Below are 15,669 nucleotides of genomic sequence, written 5' to 3'. Positions count from 1 at the left end.
ACTACCGCTCCCTCGAGATGCTGCTCCGAGCTACTTCTTGCCAAACGCGCCGCTGAACGGCTGGAGCAGGCTGCCGATTCCGCCGGCGATCTTCGCAAACTGATCGGCACCGGACATCTCCTGTGTTCCGGTCATGGTGCCGTTGGTCTGCTGACCGAGCTGAGCGATCGGCGTTCCGATCTGTGCCAGGAGCCCCAGCGCCTGCACCGGAATTCCGCGGCGCTGCGCCTCCTCCGCCAAGGTGGCATTGGCGCCATAGTTCTGCGCATCGAGCGCCGCCTGCGACGCTGTCACGCCCTGCCCCTGGTTGGCGAGGGATTGCTGCTGCATGCCGCCGAGCATGTTGGCCGTCGTGTTGCCGGCGCCGTACAGCGCGTTGGCCGCGCTCAGCTGGTTCTGGACGTCCTGATTGTACTGGGCCGCGATCACAGGCGCTTCCGCCGCCGCCACGCCGCGGCCATACGCCATCTGGTTGGCGCCGCTGAAGTCGCGCCCGGCAGCTGCAAACTGGCCGTTGATGGACGTGCCGACATCGTTCTGGATCTGCGCCAGTTGCGCCGCGAGCGCAGGATTGTTGCCGATCATGCTGCCATTGGCGTAAGGCGTCAGCTGCCCCTGCAACGTCTGCAGATTGGCCTGGGCCGCCGGCGCCTGCGCCAGCGCGTTGCCGCCATTGAGCAGCGACTGCGCATAGGCCCCGATGCTGCCGGCATAGGGATTACCCTGCGCCGCGTTCTGCTTGAGCGTATCGAGCGCGCCAGTCTCGGCGCTGGTCAGCCCGGTATTGTTCAGGCCATTGCCGACCTGAGACAGGATGTTCTGCAACATCGGCTGCGCCGGCTGCCACGGCTGCGTCTGGGATTGCTGGGTCTGCGTGCTGGATGATTGTCCGCCCATTGGCGAGGAGCCTTCTTTTCTGAGAATCAATTGCCTAGCTGTTGATCGGATCAGCAGCTAACGCATCTCGAGCAAATGCCGGGATGGTTGAAGACTTCCATTTCACCAATAAGCCGGTCGCGACACGAGAGTGCGAACGCTGCGGCCATCTTGAGCAGACTGCGCCGAGGATCTTTCTGATTCCTGATCGACCGGACTGGTGTTTGTAGGCTGCGGAGCAGAAGTACCGCCCGCATGGCGGCCACTTACCCGCTTTTCGGCCCAGTCTCTGAGATAGCCGGCGGTCTTTCCTGCTAAGAACGGATTCGCCTTCATCGCGCTTGGCTTGAGTAACTGATCCAACGGTGTTGCAGGATCAGCCGTAAGAACAGATCTGGCACCACCTGCGCCGGCAAAGTGCGCGAGATACAAATTTCCGGGCGTCGTCGCCAGTCCCCACCTCTGAAGTTGCCTGCCGTTCTCGTGCAGGTACGCTTCCGTCATCTCGCGGGAAAGGTCGGGGTTGTTGCGGAGCGCTAGAAGTTCCTCCCGGGTTCCCCTGATCTCCGGGTGATAGCGAGCCATCAGCTCAAGCCAAGTGCCATCAATGAACTGTCCAAGTCCCGTAGCAGAGGATCGCGGGTTTTTAGCATTTGGGTTTCCACTGCTTTCAGCTCCGACGAATCTTTCCGTCAATGCTGACGGCGCAAGATGGCTATCACCCGCGGCAACTGGCTTGGAGACTTGCGGGCCCGCAATACCTTTCCGCGCTGTCGAGTCAAACGACGGAGGCGCGCTCGCACCTGTGGCTCCAGATGGCGCGTTTAGCCCCCTTGCCCAACCCAGCCGCTGCTGCTGACCTGAGTAGCCGCCCTGCTCCTGCTGCAGGCCGCGCATCCGGTCGATCAGCGCAGCCTGCGGATTTACCTCAGATCTGATATCGAAGCCGGGCCCTGCGGCGTTGCCTTGCTCCGGTACTGCCGGCTGCGACGGCATCAAACCCTGGAACGCCTTGAGCAGACCCTCGCCCCAGCTGCCATAGGTCTGCGGATCGAACTCGCTGTCGTCAAATCTCGGCATCAACTGATCTCCTTTTCCATGATCACGTGTGTCTGCGCGTAGCCCTCGAGCACGCGCTGCCAGCCTTTGCGCCCGAAGATGCGGACGCGTCGGCAGCCTTCTGCCTTCGCATAAGCCTCGATGCCGCCGATCAGCGGCAGCCAGCGATGCCGACGCCGGCCTTCGCAGGCGACGATCACGCACATTTTCCCTGCGTCGGTCTGTTCGATCCGGGTCGTCGCCACCGCATCGATCGCGACCTCGCCCTCGTCCCTGCTCAGCGCCAGCCACAGCAGCGCGCGGCCCTGGCGAATGTCACGCTCGACGTCAGCGAAGGCCGACAGGCCCGTGCGCGAGATGGCGCACTGCAGCCGCTGCGCCACCCGCGGCCAGATCAGTCCGACCTGGTCGGGATCGACGCAAGCGAGCTCAGCCGAGCAGCGCATAGAGAAACGTCCGCGTCGTGACTGCACTGCTGGCGTGGGTGAGCGTGAACGAGCCGTTGGCGACCGCGCTCACATAGATCGTCCCGTTGCCGAGCTCGGCCGCCGCGCTGGCGGTCGCCGGCGTCAGGATCGGGGTCGAACCGGCTGCACAGTTCTTGTCGGCGACCACTGTCGCCGTCGTGCCCGCCGCCAGGGTGACGCTGCCGACGGCGTTGGAGCGCCCGGCGGCGAGCTGCTGCAGCGCCAAGATGATCTTCTTGAGATCGGTCTCGGTGATGCCGGGGACGTAGGCCGTCATAGCGTGCCGCTCACGGTGAGATCCGGCACCACGCCCGCACAGAAGCTCCATGACGCGTCGGCCGGAATCCTGACCTTGAAGCGGGCATAGCGTGTGTCCTTGCGCAGGTCGCAGCGCCCCGTCCGCGTGTTGACCGAGACCTCTGCCCCCGCGACAGCAGCCGCCGACGGCTTGTCGCGCGAGGAGACCGATCCGAACAGCGAAGTCGAGTCGGTGACCGGCCGGAAGCCGCGGATCATGATCCGATTGTCGTCGGTGCCCTGCTCTGCGCTCTCCATTGTCGCCTCGAGATTGTTGCCCCGGAAGAAGCCGAGCACATGATTTGCCGAGAACTGCGCGATCTCGGGCTGGACAGCCGTCGCGTAGGCGTCGAGGCTCAGGGTCATTGCGTCGATCGACGACGAGATGCTGTCGAGATTCTCGAGCGTGAGGCCGGTCTGCGACATGCCGAGCAGATATTCGCCGGTTGCCGCGATCGAAAAGAAGCGGTCGAGCAGGAAATCATAGCCCAGCAGCTTGTCATAGGTGCCGATCGCGCCGGAAATCGACCTGTAGGACCAGAACACCCGCGTCGAGCGCGGATCGGCCGCCCCGATCAGCAATTGCAGATTGCCCTTGTCGAGATCGGCTAGGAAAGTGCGGTCGACCTTCTCGCGGCCGATCGGCTGCGGCAGGCCGCCGGGCTCGATCTTGTGAAAGCCCTGACCGGCATAGAAGAAGATCCGCTCGCCGGCACGGATGATCGAATACGGCGCGTAGAGACCCTTGTCCTGGGTGATGCGATCGATCTGGAAGATGATCGGCGATCCCGGGACGTAGGACATGCGCCTGATCGCCTGATCCTGGAAGATGATGCCGGCTTCCCCGCCGGCAACACCGCGAACGATGCCACCGTCGGGAAAGTCCTGATGATCGGACCCTGCCGTCAGGCCATCCCAGGACGTCGCCGAATTGAAGTTGTTGAGACCCGACCATTGGATGCGATAGGGCGTCGACAGCAGGCCGGAGAGCACCAGGAAGCGTCCAACGACGCTGATATAGGCGGCCTGCGGCGGTGAGCCCAGGGCGTTGTCGAACGCGGTCGACGACGTCAGATCGAACACCTGCAGCAGCGCATTCGCCTGGGTGGCGAACACGAGATTGCCGGTCTGCGCAAACTGCCACTGGGCCGCCGCTGAGAGCTGTGCATAGCTGGCGCCGCCCTTCGAAACATCGAGCCAGGTGAAGTCCGTGTTGTTGAGGCGGTAGAGCTTCGTCGCCGTCGCAGCGAAGGTCACGACGGTGCCGTCCGATTTCAGGGCGTAGAACGCACCGCGGCACGGCTCCGGCAGAGCCGACGTGTAGGCCGAGAAGGACGGAAATGGGCCGTAGCCATCGCCGCGCGGAACGACGTTCTGGATGTTCCGGGTGGCCTGACCTTCATAGTCGCTCACGTCGGGCCGATATTCGCCAAAGGCAAGGAGAGGCATGTCACCTCCAATCATCGATTACCGCCGGCGGACCTCCGCCGCGGTCAAGAGGAAACAGAAAAGATCGGTAACGCCGATGGTCCCTGGGCCTTGAAACGGCGGCGCGCATCAGGCTTGAACAGATGATGACCACGACGAGGACATCATTCGCCCGTCCAGGGCGGCGCCGAAGGAGACAACGCATTCCACGAGATCGACGATGCCGAAACACCGAGCCAATGGTCGGCCACAGCTGGCGCCGGCAACCAGGCCTGCTCAGGATCGGTGCTGCTGCTCCAATCGATCGTCCCCACGCCGAGAGGATACCAGGCCTCGAAGCCGCGCCCGTAGCCGACGTCGTATCCCACGAGTTGGTATGAGGTCTTCTGACCAGTCATTGCGCCAAGGAATGCCGATGATTGGCCGCTGACGGTATGAGCCCGCCCCGCGGCCTGCATCGTGCCGGCCGTCGTGATGGAATTTCCCGCCGCGACGAAATCGCCGCGGGCGGCGAAAGCACCGAACGAATACAGGACCGCGGTGCCCGCCGTCAGCCAGCTGTTCTGCGCGCCGAGAAGACCGATGCGCGCCCCCGCCGAGCCACCGGCATAGACGAGCGCCGCGGTAATCTGAGTGAGTGCAGACTGGAAGCTGGCTGCGCGGCCTGCAAGCGTGACGGCGGCCGGACTCGCAACGAAGATCGTATTCGTTGCGGAGCCGCGCGGGAGTTGCGCGATCGCCAGCCTGCCGACGGCGTCGAATCCGAGCAGTGACATCAGTAGTACTCGTCGATGATGATGATGCCGGAGCCACCAGCGCCGCCAGTCGTGCCGTTCGACCCCGCAGAACCGCCGCTGCCCGCTGCGCCGACCGAATACGCGTATGTCGCGGCCGGAGCAGCAATGTACTTCTCCACGTATCCTCCGGCGCCGCCCCCGGCAGCACCGCGCCCGCCCGAACCGCCGTCGGTGCCTCCGCCTCCTCCGCCGCCGCTGCCGCTATTTGTCGCCGCCGCACTTCCTGCGGAGCCGATCCATCCGCCTGCTCCACAGCCGCCGAATGCAGAGTTGGCGCCATTCCTGCCTTGAAGCACCGCGCCTGTTGAGCCGCCCGCACCATCGGTCGGCGTGCTGTGACTACCTCGGATATTGAGGTCACCGCCCGCCGCGCCACCACCACTCGCGTAAGCGTTGCCGTACGGGCCGCCGTTTGCTCCTCCTGAGGCGGTCAGGAACGACGAGCCGAACGTCGTGTCACCGCCGACGCCACCAAATGTCGCTCCCGTCGTGCCGCCGCCGCCCCCACCGCCCCCGCCGCCGACCATGCGGACCAGCAGCGCCTTGCATCCGGCTTTGAGAGTGTAGGTGCCAGATCCTGACGTCAGGACGGAGCGCGTCCAGTTGCCGGGACCTGCAGCCGCGGCGATATTGCTCCGCGCCTGCGCCTGCTGTGTGCTGGTGAAGGCGTTCGCCTCCTCGATCGAGATGAGATCTTCCTTCAGCGCGACGATCGCGACTTGTGGCGCAGCCGAAAAATTGATCTTCGCCGTCGTTCCGGCCGAGGTGAACAGAATCGTCGTCCGAGCGAAGGTGCCGGTCGACGAGGCGTAGGCGCCCTCGCCGATCTCCCATTGCGTCAGGTCGGCACTCTCGGCCCTGTATTTGTAGAGCCGGCCATTGACCGCGCCGGCTGCGGCCGGGCTCTGATAGCCCTGGACGGCCGCGGCATAGGTCCAGTCCGTCGTGCCGCCGGCGGTGGGCAGGAACCTGCAGATGTCGAGAAAAGCTGCCATGTCAGGTGATCGTCAGGATGCCGTTCACTTGGTCGAGGTCGACCGTGAACGTATTGCCGTTGGTAAGCGTGACCGAGGTGCCGTAGTCCCACCAGCCGATCAGTGGCTTGGTCGCCGATGTCGCGTTGTAGAGCACGGCGTATTGAAAGGGCCCGATCGAACCGCCGGCCGCGGTCCACGACGGATCGCTGCCGCCGATGAAGCGGAAGGTGCCGGAGGTCTGTCCGCCGGTGATCGCACCGATCGAGACGCCGCCTGCCGTGTAGCCGTTCCCGGTCGCCAGGTCGGCCGGCGTGTTGTAGACCGTATTGGTCGCGACCGGCGCCGTGCTGGTGAGATAGATCCTGTAGACATGCGATGTCCCGGTGAGCATGTCGTGCAGGGCGTGCGCGACATCCTGGACGAAGCAATTGAACTTGTTGAAGGCAGCCATGTGATCCTCTGTGTTGGACGGCGTCTCAGACGACTTGGCCCGAGAGCCGCATCGCCATCGGACCGGCGTTGAAGGTCGACGTCAGGCCAAGAGCATTGAGATCGGCGAGCGCGCTGGTGAAGCCGAGCCCCCAGGTCTGAATCCGTCCGTCCTCTTTGAGATACGGCGCCGACTCCAGGAGAGCGCCGTAGAGATAGAGATCGGGTGCCAGCGTGAGCAGCCAGTTCGAATCGTTCGATGCCAGCGGCGGAATGGTCCGTCGGTAGACCATCTCGATCGTGTAGGTCGCATCAGGCCGCGGCGCGAGCTCGATCTGATCGCCGAAGACCGAGAAGTAGCGCGGCTGGCCAGCGACGTCCGAGACGCGAAAGCGATACTCATCGAGTTGCACGCCTGACTTGAATTCCAGCGCAGGCTGACCGCGCGCGCTGGTCAGCCGTATCCGCCGCATCGACTGGAAGTCGGACGGCAGCGCGATGAACTCCGGCTCGCTCGCGCCGAGATCGACGACCGCAATGGCCCGCTGCTCCATCTGCCGCACGAAGAGCTGCCGGTTGAACTTGGCTTCGGCGAGCTGGATGAAGCTCGGGATCCGCGCCACCAAGGTCGCGTCCTGGTCGCGCGCTAGGTATTCGGTCACTGCGGACTGCAACGATGAATAGTTCGAGATCAGCGGCATGACGGCTCCGCCCTCCATCCGCTCTGCGGCGCAGGCTTGTCGGTGCGCAGATAGGCCCAATCCGGATCATTCAGCTTCTTCTGCACGATCGCGTCGAACTCGGGCGTGAACAGGCGAAGCCGGGTATTGCCCCTGGCATATTCCTCGTTCAGCCATTTGACGTAGATGACGTTCGGAATGCGCGCGACGTGGCGGCCCCAGTCGCTGTGCTGCGCGTCGCGGCGCGCTTCGCTGTTCCAGTCCAGGATGGGCGCAACATCCTGGAGATGCTCGATCACGAGGCCGGAGCCGTCGCGATCGAGATGCGGGCGAATGGTCAGCCCATCCATCACGACAGCTCCGTGATCCACAGCGTGCCGGCCGTCGCCGTGACCAGGCCATTGCTGGCCGCCTTGATAGCCGCGATGTTCTGCCCGGGCGTCACGGTGACGTATTCGACCGTGTTGGCCGGGAGAAAGACGTCGGACACGGTCGCAGTCTGGGCGCCGTCACCGATCCGGTAGCAGCAGGCCGAGCTCGCGGCCAGGCGAAGCTGGAACGTGCCCGGACCGAACTTGTTGGTGGCCCCGACGCTGCCGTCGTAGGCGATGGTCTGCGTGCCGCCGATCCGAGATGATGGCTGTTTGGGAAAGAACGACATCTCAGGCTCCCCTGACCGCAAGCGAAAAATGCATCGGCACTGATGTTCCCGACGCGCCGGAGGGCGACAGGGCGATGATATCGTCTTCGTTGAGGTAGACCGGCGACGCCGGCACCACCGAGAACAGCTGCCCCGCCGCGGAGCCTGACTGCGGGACAGCGAAGCTTGCGACCGGCGCCCCGTTCACCGTCACGGTGACAGTGCCGTCGGCCGTGGTGATGGCGCCGCCGAGGATGCCGGCGACTTTGAGCAGCCTGCCGCGGAAGGGCGCACGGACATAGGCGGCGACGGGACTGGCGCCGCAGGAAGGCGTGTAGGCCGTCAGATCGGCCGTGTTCAGGGGACGATTGCCGGGAAGCGGCATGAATGAACCTCCAAAAGAAACAGGCGGCCCGAGAGCCGCCTGCAGGTCAGGGTGATGAAAGATCGGACTATGCGGTGGTGTTGTCGAAGATGCCGCCGCTGGCCTTCTCGTTGCGCGCGACCAGCGCGTATTCGGCGAGGATCTGGCGCCGATCGGAATCGCCGGTCTTGGCCAATGGAATCGAGATCATGTTGCGACCGTTGAGATAGGCCACCGCCCACTTGTCCATCTCAAGCACGAGCACATCGCGCGCGCGTTGGAAGCGGCTGGCGACCACCTTCAGCTTGCCGAAATCGGATTCATAGGCATCGACGGAGGCGACGATCTTCTTCGACTTGGCCTCTTCGATCGCCGTCGAGCGGCCGGTGAAGGTCGAGAACACCTGCTTGTTGAACGCGCCGGTCAGGATCGTGCCCGGCTTGCCGCCGTTGATCCAGATCGACGACAGCACCGTCTTCAGCCGCGCCTCGGTGAAGGCGATCTGAGTACCGTCCGTACGGGTGCCCGAGCCGTCGGCCGCGGCCGGATCGGCCGCGCCGCCGGCGCTGCCCTTCGACGTGTTGGAGACGATCCATGACAGGATCGAAGCCGTCTTGCGCGGCGTCGTCGTGTTGCCGATCAGCTTGGCCTGGTTGGTACCGCAAAGAATGGTCTCGAGATCGCGCTTGAGCTCGAGACCCTTCAGCATTTCCTGATAGGCGAGCTCGTTGTCGCGACCGGCATGGTCGACCGCCTGCTGGGTGCCGGAGACGCGCGCGACCTTGTAGGAGATCTGGCACTGGTTTCCGAGCCGAACGGTCGGCGTGGTCACGTTGGTGTTGGGATCGTCGCCTTCGAGCTGGGCATTGGTGCCGTCGGCAGGCGCGAGCGCCTGGGTCTGCCACTCGTGATTGACGGCGGTCGCCTTCTCCTTGTCGACGCCGCTCATGAATGGGGTGTCGACCGGATCGATGCGATAGATCATGTCGCTGAGATCTTCGCGATTGCCGACCGCCTGATAGGTGACAAAAGTGGACGTAGGTGTGGTCATCGATGATCCTTGTTGATGGTTCGCCCAACGGAAGGCGTACGCCGCAATCGCACCGCCGTTGCGGTGGTCACGAGCGGACGTTTCGCCGATCGGCGCTGCGCAGTTCCGAAAATGGTCGAAGTCGTTCAGGTCCCGCCGGCGCGATGGCGCGGGAGATCGCTCCCGGTTCGGCTCGCGCGAGACGTCAATGCCGTAGCGCCCGTTGCGTGCAGGGTCGGCAGAACCGCCCATCGCGCACTCACCGCGTCTAACGCGGTGAAGCTCGACAGCACGGCACAGTCAATCGAAGCCGGGGATGTCCGCGGCTCGCAAAAAAGCCCGCGGCGGGGTCTCCGGCGCGGGCTTCATGTAAGTCTTTTGATGTTGCCTTTATGAAGGTGATTTGCCCGACGTGTCAATGGATCATGAGATGAACGTGAACGAGACATCGAGCTCCTCGCAGAGGCCCCCGACGCTGATCATCGTCTGACGGCGTGGGCGCCGGACCTGACCGTGCAGATCGAGAAGAGCGCGATCGAGATGAGGCTGGAAACGGTAACGAACGCACCCGCCGTCGCACCCGTCGTGACATCAAGACCAAACGAGAAAGACATAGCGATTGCTCCTGCAAACAATCACGAGCCACAGACTACAACGAGGGCCGGCCGCTATGCTGGGTGACTGCTGGTCCAAGTGCAGAGTAGCGAGGTCGCGCCTCTCTCTCCAGCATCAGAAACATGACATTCAGTTCCGCCAAAGTGGCCGCAAAAACAGCGAAACAAACGACACCTTCGCTGCCTTCCGGTACGACCGTCCCGAGCGACGCAAGGATGGCACCGCAGTAGAGCAGAACAAATTGGAGTAGGACGTCAAAAAGCCAGAGGCCATTTTCGAATCAAGTCGCTTACGGTGTCTTCCGACTTCTCACGGCTTCGGCTCCCGAGCAAATCTACTTTGCCGTGCGGCTAACCGGTCGTCTCACGGGGTGGCTCGTCGCGGCGCGGTCCAACCGCGAACCGACGGGATCCGCTGGAGTATCTCAAAACGATTCTTCACACCACTCCACCAATGCTTGTCCGCAGGACCATCCTCGCGCATTATTTCTGCTCATGGATATTTGGATGGTAATCTCTGCAATCTCTCATGGATCATAGATGACTTTCCCGAGGCGGTGCCGCGCGGCGAGCGCATCGACATCGTCTTGACTGGCGGGGTAGGCCTCATAGATGATCTTCGTCTTGAAGAAGACGTCGTACCGTGGATTGAGCGTCCACGCGACCCTCGAATAGATTCCGAACTGATCGTAGAGGTTCTTGACCATCCGCCTCGTATAGGGACTGTCCGGCGGACCCTCGAACTGGGGCTTCACCGCTCTCTCTGCGTAGAACGCCTGCTCCGCACGAATGGCGGCTCTACTCTTTTGTTCCTGCTCGGAAGACGTATCCGGACAGGATATCCGCCGCAATCTCTTGCCGCGCCCATCTTCAGCGTCGCCAACCGATACACAATCCGTCCGCAGGTCATCTACGACGCGCCACGCAACGATGGAGCCACTCGTCACATAGGCCTGGTCCGACGAGATCAGCAGAAAGCTTGCGCACGCGGCCATACAATAATCGTAGACGACGACCGCTGCATGGCGGTCTCGTAGCAGGCGAGACAGGGTCATAGCCGTCGCAGCCTGTCCTCCGAAACTTCTGACCACGAATAGACCACCATATTGGAGATCGTGTATGGTGGAAAGATCCATGCCGTCATCGATCCAGCCGTCGAAACAAACGATACGCCGGTCAGGTCCGGAGGCAATCGGACGCTGCAGCGGCCCCCGGCAATACTCGACAGCAAGGTGCTCGAGATCCCAATTGGCCTCGCTTTGAAGCGGATCAGCCTTTCCTGGTGGGACGATGATCAGAACCATCGCCAGAACGACTAACCAGCGAGCAGTCGCAAAGGTCCATGAGCCGAATGGCATTCGGCATCCTTCCTGAATTCACCTTGAGGAGGATCGATCACCAGGATTGGCAGCCATGAGCCTGGTCAGCAGGTCGAGCAGACCCCCACTTCCGATCTGGGCGCCAGAAACCTGCGGCTGGCTCGACGTGCCGAGGCCGAACAGCACGGCCGGGCCCGCAGCGCGCGCGGCCATCGCGTCCATCTGTCCGCTCCCGCCCTTAGCCGCCAGTCCATCAGTTGGCTGCAGCTTTGCTGCCAGAGCAGGCGCCATCATCTGGAACGATCGGCTGGAGACACCTTGAGAGACCGGGGAAGGCGACTCCGGCCGGAGCGGCGCCTCGTTACGACGATAGAACCACGGCGATTTCTCGATCCATTTCGGCGCTGGCGGCGGCACATAGACGGGCCGGCGGTTTCGATAGAGATCCTCGAAACTCGGAACGGTCCAACGGTCGGCGTATCCCGGAGGATCACCAGCGAAATTCGGATCAGGGACAATCGGCACGGAATGCAATGAAGCCTTGTCTCTCATTTTCCTACCTTCAAAAGAGCCTTGCTTCAAAAGAGCCTTGATGTTGATGACAATCCGGCGAGCTTGCCGATCATGGATCATAGATCACGTCGCGCGCGCCGAACTGGTTGGCCAATGCCGTCGCCTCCTCTTGCGACTGAGGATAGGCCTCGTAATTGATATCCGCCTTGAACAGACGCTTGAGCGAGGTCGGACTCAACATCCATCCGATCTCTGGAAAACGTCCTGTCTGATCGTAGAGCCGCTTCAAGCGCTTTCGGACATATTCGCTGTCCGGCAGCGGCTCGAAATGATACCGATCGACGACCCTGTCCTGATAAAATTGCCTGAGCACCGGAGCATCGCTCGCAAAAGAGAGACGCCATTCCTTTCCGTTCGGACACTCCGCACGCCACAATTTCGGAACGCTGGAATCATGCGGCTCACGAAACGTGACCTGGCAATCCGATAAGAAGTGCTGCCATACCACGATCGTATTCTTCACGACGTAGGTTCTCGCCGACGCCACGAAGTAATACTCCGCACAATGGTAGGCGCAGACGTCGAACACCACCACGGTTGCGTTGCGGCTGCGCAGCAGATCGGAGACGCTCATCGCGGTGTCGCGCTTGCCACCATAGCCGCTCAACACGAATAGCCCGTTATCAGCGATCTGGTTCACCGTCGACACGTCGACATCGAGGCCGGTCTTCGCGCTGAAGCAGACGATCGTTCGGTCAGGACTGATCGCCGTCGGTTGCGGGACGTCACCGCGACAATATTCAACGGCGCGATGATAGGCCTCGGGATTCGGTTTCGCGTCCTGGGCGGCCAGTCCGGTCGCATACAGAAGGAGAAAAATGGAGCCGGCCCACCGAAGCAATTTGCTGACCATCCGTGGCCCTCTGAACGGTCGCCGTCCTCTCTCCTGTCGTCCAGCCGCGCTCCAGCGCAGCCCACAACCTCGGTACTGGTATCGTGGCATTGTCGCTTCTCATCGTTTGCATTCTGGAGCCTGAACGGCCAAAAGGTGCGTGTTTCCGGAAACCTCCCTCCCAGCCACGTTCCTTGAAGTATGAGGTAACAGCCGTATTTGCTGAAGGAGAGGTTGTCGTTGGCACTCTCAAATTCCGGATACGGTAGCGAGAACGTTCGCCCGCCAGCGCGATCGATACGCACGATTCCGCGCGTCGTGTGCCGGCAAAATTCTCCAAAAAATCGGACCGAGAACTTTCGCGAAGCTTAGAACAAACAAAGAACATGTCAATACAGCTTTTGATTGTTCTCCGTCAAACCACCCTACAGCACGCCGAACCGTTTCCTGCGCTCCGCCGTCCGCGCGAGCTCCCTCAGCTCCGCCTCCGCCAGCTTGCCGTTGGCGATGATCGCGCCGAGATGGTCGCGCACTTTGCCGACGATGTTGATGGCGAGGAACAGCTTTTCGCGGCCGGCGACGTCGTCGATCTGGGTCTGCCGCCAGGCCGCGCTGTAGCTCGCCTCCAGCACGTCGAAGGCGCCGGCGAGCAGTTCGTCGTCGAGCAGCGCCTTGGCGCGAGTCCCCCGCGCCGCCGTCTGTTGCAGGATGCTCTCGTCAGTCATCGTGCCGCTCCTTCTGCTCATCAGACGCGCGATTGGCATGAGCTGCAGTTGCAAGGCCCACGGCCGCTTCGGCAATCTTCAGCTCGTGAGCCGCACGCACCTGTTCGCGCTTCTGCGCCGCCTCGATCGACTTGAGGTGCGCATCGAGCAGCGCGATCTTGGCATCCAGCCCGGCCTTGATCTTGGCCAGCTCGATCTCCGCCTGCATCTTCACCTGCTGATGGACCATGTCGTTGTGCGCCTGCTGCTGCGCCAGCTCCGCCTTGTGCGCGGCGATCGCCTGCTCGGTCTGCAGACGCGCCTGCGCCGCGAGCAGCTTCGGATCGGGTGGCGGCTGCAGCGGCGCCGGCGGCGGATGCAGCGGCCGGCCGGTCTGCGGGTCGACCGCGGCCGGATCATTGAAGAATCGACCGGGATTCTTGTGCCCCATGATCCGCGTCAGCTCGGCCGCCGTGTTGTAGAGCTCGCGATCGCCGACCAGGTTGATCTTGCCGGCCATCGCCAGCTCCTTCTGGACGTTGGCAATCGCCATGGTCTGCGCGAACTGCTGCGCCTTGCCGCCAGAGCCGAGCCCGACCTCGATCGTCATGTCGTCGCGCGTCTTCCAGCTGCGCGGATCGATTTGGACCCAGGCATTACGCAGCCGTACGGTCTGGCGCTGCTGACCGTGCTTGCGGATCGTGCCATGCAGCAGGCCGAACATGTCTCGCACGCCCTCCGCCATGATCCGCGCGATCAGCTTGATGCGCATCTGCGAGGCGGAGAATACTTGCGCAACTGCCGTCGCCGACTGGTTCTGCAGCGCGTTGGCGTCGATGCCCTGCGCCTGCTTCGAGAGCCCCGAGCGGCTCTCAAGCTCGGCATCGATATATTGCAGCATCGGATAGATCGAGCTGGTGATGTCAGGCACCACCTGCCAGTTCAGCCCGCCCGCCGTCTTGGTGCGAACCACACCGCCTGGACGCGAGACCAGGAGATCGTCCAGCGTGTTGGGGCCGGCGTTCGCCTCGGCCACCTCGACGCGGGGATTGTTGTGCAGATAGAGATTGTCCAGCGCGCCGCGCTTCAACGCCGTCTTTTCGCGCTGCAGCGGCATCACCAGATCGGCGATCGAACGCCCGAAGAAGCGGTGCGTCATCGGCACCGGCGTGGTCGCGGCGAACGGGATCGCGTCGAACGGCGTGATGCAGTCCTGTCCATCCTTGCGCAGGATCTCGCCCTGGTCGCCACCGGTGATGATCTGGTACAGGCACGGCCTGCCGTCGCCTTCATAGTCGATCCGGACATAGTGCTCGGTGATGCGCACGAGCCTGGTGCCCGAATTCGATGCGCTCGACGATGCCCGTGAATGCTCGTCGACCGTATCGCGCGCAAGCGTTTCGACCTGCGTCGTCCCGGTGTAGTCGCCGAGCGACTTGATCTGCGCAGGGTCGAACCCTTCGGCAATCAGCTGAGCCTCCGTTTTGGTGACGATCTCGTGGAAGCAGTAGTTGCAGTCACGGATCGAGCGCGCGCCGCGCTCGATCCCGAACTCCTCCGGCGGCACGCCCATCACCCGCGCATGGGCGAATTTTCGCGTGGTGACGATGGTGACGTCGTGCGTGATCGGTTCCGGCACCGGTTGCAGCGGCGCCGGCGGCAGAGGCATGGTCATGGTCATGGACTCGTTGATGCTGGAGAATGGACAAATCGAGCCGGCGCCTAACGGCTTTCGCCCCGTGACGCTTCGGTCAGGAGGTAGTCCTGAATCATCCCGAGCAGACCGCCAACGGGAGTACCGGCCTGCCCGCTCGCGACGGTGCCGCCTCTTGAGGGAGATTCGCCTACGCCGGGAAAGCCTGCAGCAGAGGCACGAGCCGCGTCTCGGATGTAGGGAATGGCCGAAGCTCCGGCGGAAAACGCTCGATCGGCCTCGTTGCGCGAAACTGTCCCAGCTGACGGTTCGTCACGACCGCCAGGGTACCCGGACGCCCAGGGAGCGATTCTCGAACCGAAGTCGTTTCTGTTCAACGAGGAGCCGGCATAAGGCACGGGTGGTTCGGAGGCGGGCTCCGTTCTTATCCGCCCGCTCTGAAAAGTCGGCATGGATGCTGAAGGTGGCTTTTCCGACCTTACACCCAAAATGTACTTCTTGATGAATTCTGCGATCCGTGCCGGCGCGACCGTATAGTTCGCACCGAACCCCGGAATGGCGACGCCCGCCCCGATCGACGAAACCTTTGCGTTCCAAGGTTCAGGGATGCCGTATGTGTCCGGAATCGTGGCGTTGACATTCAAGGACGGCATGTTGACCGAAGCGCCGTATCCTAGAGTATCTTCGGAGGTCATGCCCCTTCTGAGATGAATGAGGTGAGCCCCTCCTCCGCCCATGCCGACGCCTCTCGTCAAGGTGACACTCGGCGCAGCTGGCGCGCCCGGATTCCAATAATATGCACCTCCCCAACCGATGAACGGCAGCTCGAGAGAGATGCCATCCGGGCGAAGGTTGCCTTTCTCGTTGACCGACACTAAATTATCCTCATCAAGTGGAATGAACATCGACTGTGATCTATAATTCTGTTT

General features: G+C 62.7%; 19 protein-coding genes. All 19 read right to left on the bottom strand.

The genetic code is table 11. The annotated features are described in order from the left end of the window. Positions 1 to 30: 30 nt before the first annotated feature. The gene (locus tag ACQR1D_RS08265) at positions 31 to 897 is read right to left on the bottom strand and encodes a tail fiber domain-containing protein (RefSeq protein WP_434837772.1); all 867 of its coding nucleotides are present in this window, start codon (positions 895 to 897) and stop codon (positions 31 to 33) included. 102 nt (positions 898 to 999) lie between these two features. Next, positions 1,000 to 1,956 carry a transglycosylase SLT domain-containing protein gene (locus ACQR1D_RS08260; protein ID WP_434837771.1) on the bottom strand — a complete coding sequence of 319 codons (957 nt, stop codon included), beginning with the start codon at positions 1,954 to 1,956 and terminating at the stop codon, positions 1,000 to 1,002. Further along, entirely contained in the window at positions 1,956 to 2,318 is a 363-nt protein-coding gene (locus ACQR1D_RS08255; protein WP_434837770.1) for a hypothetical protein, read from the bottom strand. The genes ACQR1D_RS08260 and ACQR1D_RS08255 overlap by 1 nt, the downstream gene beginning before the upstream one ends. Before the next feature lie 46 nt (positions 2,319 to 2,364). Next, on the bottom strand, positions 2,365 to 2,679 hold the full coding sequence (locus ACQR1D_RS08250; RefSeq protein WP_434837769.1) for a hypothetical protein: 315 nt from the start codon (positions 2,677 to 2,679) through the stop codon (positions 2,365 to 2,367). Then, positions 2,676 to 4,148, bottom strand: a complete 1,473-nt coding sequence (locus tag ACQR1D_RS08245) for a hypothetical protein (protein ID WP_434837768.1) — start codon at positions 4,146 to 4,148, stop codon at positions 2,676 to 2,678. Before ACQR1D_RS08245 ends, ACQR1D_RS08250 begins: the two co-directional genes overlap by 4 nt. Before the next feature lie 143 nt (positions 4,149 to 4,291). Continuing rightward, positions 4,292 to 4,903, bottom strand: a complete 612-nt coding sequence (locus ACQR1D_RS08240; protein WP_434837767.1) for a hypothetical protein — start codon at positions 4,901 to 4,903, stop codon at positions 4,292 to 4,294. Further along, positions 4,903 to 5,919 (bottom strand): hypothetical protein, encoded by a 1,017-nt coding sequence (locus ACQR1D_RS08235; RefSeq protein ID WP_316216939.1) that lies wholly within the window; start codon positions 5,917 to 5,919, stop codon positions 4,903 to 4,905. Before ACQR1D_RS08235 ends, ACQR1D_RS08240 begins: the two co-directional genes overlap by 1 nt. A gap of 1 nt (position 5,920) precedes the next feature. Next, positions 5,921 to 6,352: a hypothetical protein gene (locus tag ACQR1D_RS08230; protein WP_316216940.1), complete on the bottom strand. Its 432-nt coding sequence runs from the start codon at positions 6,350 to 6,352 to the stop codon at positions 5,921 to 5,923. Positions 6,353 to 6,377: 25 nt separating this feature from the next. Further along, a complete protein-coding gene (locus ACQR1D_RS08225) occupies positions 6,378 to 7,031 on the bottom strand; it encodes a phage adaptor protein (RefSeq protein WP_434837766.1) in 654 nt (217 codons plus the stop codon). After that, positions 7,022 to 7,360 (bottom strand): hypothetical protein, encoded by a 339-nt coding sequence (locus ACQR1D_RS08220; RefSeq protein WP_434837765.1) that lies wholly within the window; start codon positions 7,358 to 7,360, stop codon positions 7,022 to 7,024. Before ACQR1D_RS08220 ends, ACQR1D_RS08225 begins: the two co-directional genes overlap by 10 nt. Beyond that, positions 7,360 to 7,671, bottom strand: a complete 312-nt coding sequence (locus tag ACQR1D_RS08215; protein ID WP_316216943.1) for a hypothetical protein — start codon at positions 7,669 to 7,671, stop codon at positions 7,360 to 7,362. The genes ACQR1D_RS08220 and ACQR1D_RS08215 overlap by 1 nt, the downstream gene beginning before the upstream one ends. 1 nt (position 7,672) lies before the next feature. Then, positions 7,673 to 8,035: a hypothetical protein gene (locus ACQR1D_RS08210; protein WP_434837764.1), complete on the bottom strand. Its 363-nt coding sequence runs from the start codon at positions 8,033 to 8,035 to the stop codon at positions 7,673 to 7,675. Positions 8,036 to 8,102: 67 nt separating this feature from the next. Continuing rightward, entirely contained in the window at positions 8,103 to 9,065 is a 963-nt protein-coding gene (locus tag ACQR1D_RS08205; protein ID WP_315739071.1) for a DUF5309 domain-containing protein, read from the bottom strand. Positions 9,066 to 10,185: 1,120 nt separating this feature from the next. Next, on the bottom strand, positions 10,186 to 11,016 hold the full coding sequence (locus tag ACQR1D_RS08200) for a hypothetical protein (protein ID WP_434889063.1): 831 nt from the start codon (positions 11,014 to 11,016) through the stop codon (positions 10,186 to 10,188). 18 nt (positions 11,017 to 11,034) lie between these two features. Then, on the bottom strand, positions 11,035 to 11,610 hold the full coding sequence (locus ACQR1D_RS08195; RefSeq protein WP_434837762.1) for a hypothetical protein: 576 nt from the start codon (positions 11,608 to 11,610) through the stop codon (positions 11,035 to 11,037). After that, a complete protein-coding gene (locus tag ACQR1D_RS08190; protein WP_316216945.1) occupies positions 11,600 to 12,403 on the bottom strand; it encodes a hypothetical protein in 804 nt (267 codons plus the stop codon). The genes ACQR1D_RS08195 and ACQR1D_RS08190 overlap by 11 nt, the downstream gene beginning before the upstream one ends. Before the next feature lie 404 nt (positions 12,404 to 12,807). Next, positions 12,808 to 13,107 carry a hypothetical protein gene (locus ACQR1D_RS08185; protein ID WP_316216946.1) on the bottom strand — a complete coding sequence of 100 codons (300 nt, stop codon included), beginning with the start codon at positions 13,105 to 13,107 and terminating at the stop codon, positions 12,808 to 12,810. Beyond that, on the bottom strand, positions 13,100 to 14,761 hold the full coding sequence (locus tag ACQR1D_RS08180) for a portal protein (RefSeq protein WP_434837761.1): 1,662 nt from the start codon (positions 14,759 to 14,761) through the stop codon (positions 13,100 to 13,102). Before ACQR1D_RS08180 ends, ACQR1D_RS08185 begins: the two co-directional genes overlap by 8 nt. A gap of 47 nt (positions 14,762 to 14,808) precedes the next feature. After that, complete coding sequence (locus ACQR1D_RS08175) at positions 14,809 to 15,645, bottom strand: hypothetical protein (protein ID WP_434837760.1); 837 nt, start codon at positions 15,643 to 15,645, stop codon at positions 14,809 to 14,811. Positions 15,646 to 15,669: the final 24 nt, after the last annotated feature.

It is taken from the genome of Bradyrhizobium sp. HKCCYLRH2047, from assembly GCF_051168175.1.
In the GTDB taxonomy this organism is placed as follows: Bacteria; Pseudomonadota; Alphaproteobacteria; order Rhizobiales; family Xanthobacteraceae; genus Bradyrhizobium.
The sequence above is the reverse complement of the archived record's forward strand: the minus strand, read 5'-3'. Positions and strand labels throughout refer to the sequence as shown.

What these genes read in the sequence shown, in the direction of transcription:
- ACQR1D_RS08265 (WP_434837772.1), bottom strand. Translation starts at nt 897, where the DNA reads ATGGGCGGACAATCATCCAGCACGCAGACCCAGCAATCCCAGACGCAG.
- ACQR1D_RS08260 (WP_434837771.1), bottom strand. Translation starts at nt 1,956, where the DNA reads ATGCCGAGATTTGACGACAGCGAGTTCGATCCGCAGACCTATGGCAGC.
- ACQR1D_RS08250 (WP_434837769.1), bottom strand. Translation starts at nt 2,679, where the DNA reads ATGACGGCCTACGTCCCCGGCATCACCGAGACCGATCTCAAGAAGATC.
- ACQR1D_RS08245 (WP_434837768.1), bottom strand. Translation starts at nt 4,148, where the DNA reads ATGCCTCTCCTTGCCTTTGGCGAATATCGGCCCGACGTGAGCGACTAT.
- ACQR1D_RS08240 (WP_434837767.1), bottom strand. Translation starts at nt 4,903, where the DNA reads ATGTCACTGCTCGGATTCGACGCCGTCGGCAGGCTGGCGATCGCGCAA.
- ACQR1D_RS08235 (WP_316216939.1), bottom strand. Translation starts at nt 5,919, where the DNA reads ATGGCAGCTTTTCTCGACATCTGCAGGTTCCTGCCCACCGCCGGCGGC.
- ACQR1D_RS08230 (WP_316216940.1), bottom strand. Translation starts at nt 6,352, where the DNA reads ATGGCTGCCTTCAACAAGTTCAATTGCTTCGTCCAGGATGTCGCGCAC.
- ACQR1D_RS08225 (WP_434837766.1), bottom strand. Translation starts at nt 7,031, where the DNA reads ATGCCGCTGATCTCGAACTATTCATCGTTGCAGTCCGCAGTGACCGAA.
- ACQR1D_RS08220 (WP_434837765.1), bottom strand. Translation starts at nt 7,360, where the DNA reads ATGGATGGGCTGACCATTCGCCCGCATCTCGATCGCGACGGCTCCGGC.
- ACQR1D_RS08215 (WP_316216943.1), bottom strand. Translation starts at nt 7,671, where the DNA reads ATGTCGTTCTTTCCCAAACAGCCATCATCTCGGATCGGCGGCACGCAG.
- ACQR1D_RS08210 (WP_434837764.1), bottom strand. Translation starts at nt 8,035, where the DNA reads ATGCCGCTTCCCGGCAATCGTCCCCTGAACACGGCCGATCTGACGGCC.
- ACQR1D_RS08205 (WP_315739071.1), bottom strand. Translation starts at nt 9,065, where the DNA reads ATGACCACACCTACGTCCACTTTTGTCACCTATCAGGCGGTCGGCAAT.
- ACQR1D_RS08200 (WP_434889063.1), bottom strand. Translation starts at nt 11,016, where the DNA reads ATGCCATTCGGCTCATGGACCTTTGCGACTGCTCGCTGGTTAGTCGTT.
- ACQR1D_RS08195 (WP_434837762.1), bottom strand. Translation starts at nt 11,610, where the DNA reads ATGATCCATGATCGGCAAGCTCGCCGGATTGTCATCAACATCAAGGCT.
- ACQR1D_RS08190 (WP_316216945.1), bottom strand. Translation starts at nt 12,403, where the DNA reads ATGGTCAGCAAATTGCTTCGGTGGGCCGGCTCCATTTTTCTCCTTCTG.
- ACQR1D_RS08185 (WP_316216946.1), bottom strand. Translation starts at nt 13,107, where the DNA reads ATGACTGACGAGAGCATCCTGCAACAGACGGCGGCGCGGGGGACTCGC.
- ACQR1D_RS08180 (WP_434837761.1), bottom strand. Translation starts at nt 14,761, where the DNA reads ATGACCATGCCTCTGCCGCCGGCGCCGCTGCAACCGGTGCCGGAACCG.
- ACQR1D_RS08175 (WP_434837760.1), bottom strand. Translation starts at nt 15,645, where the DNA reads ATGTTCATTCCACTTGATGAGGATAATTTAGTGTCGGTCAACGAGAAA.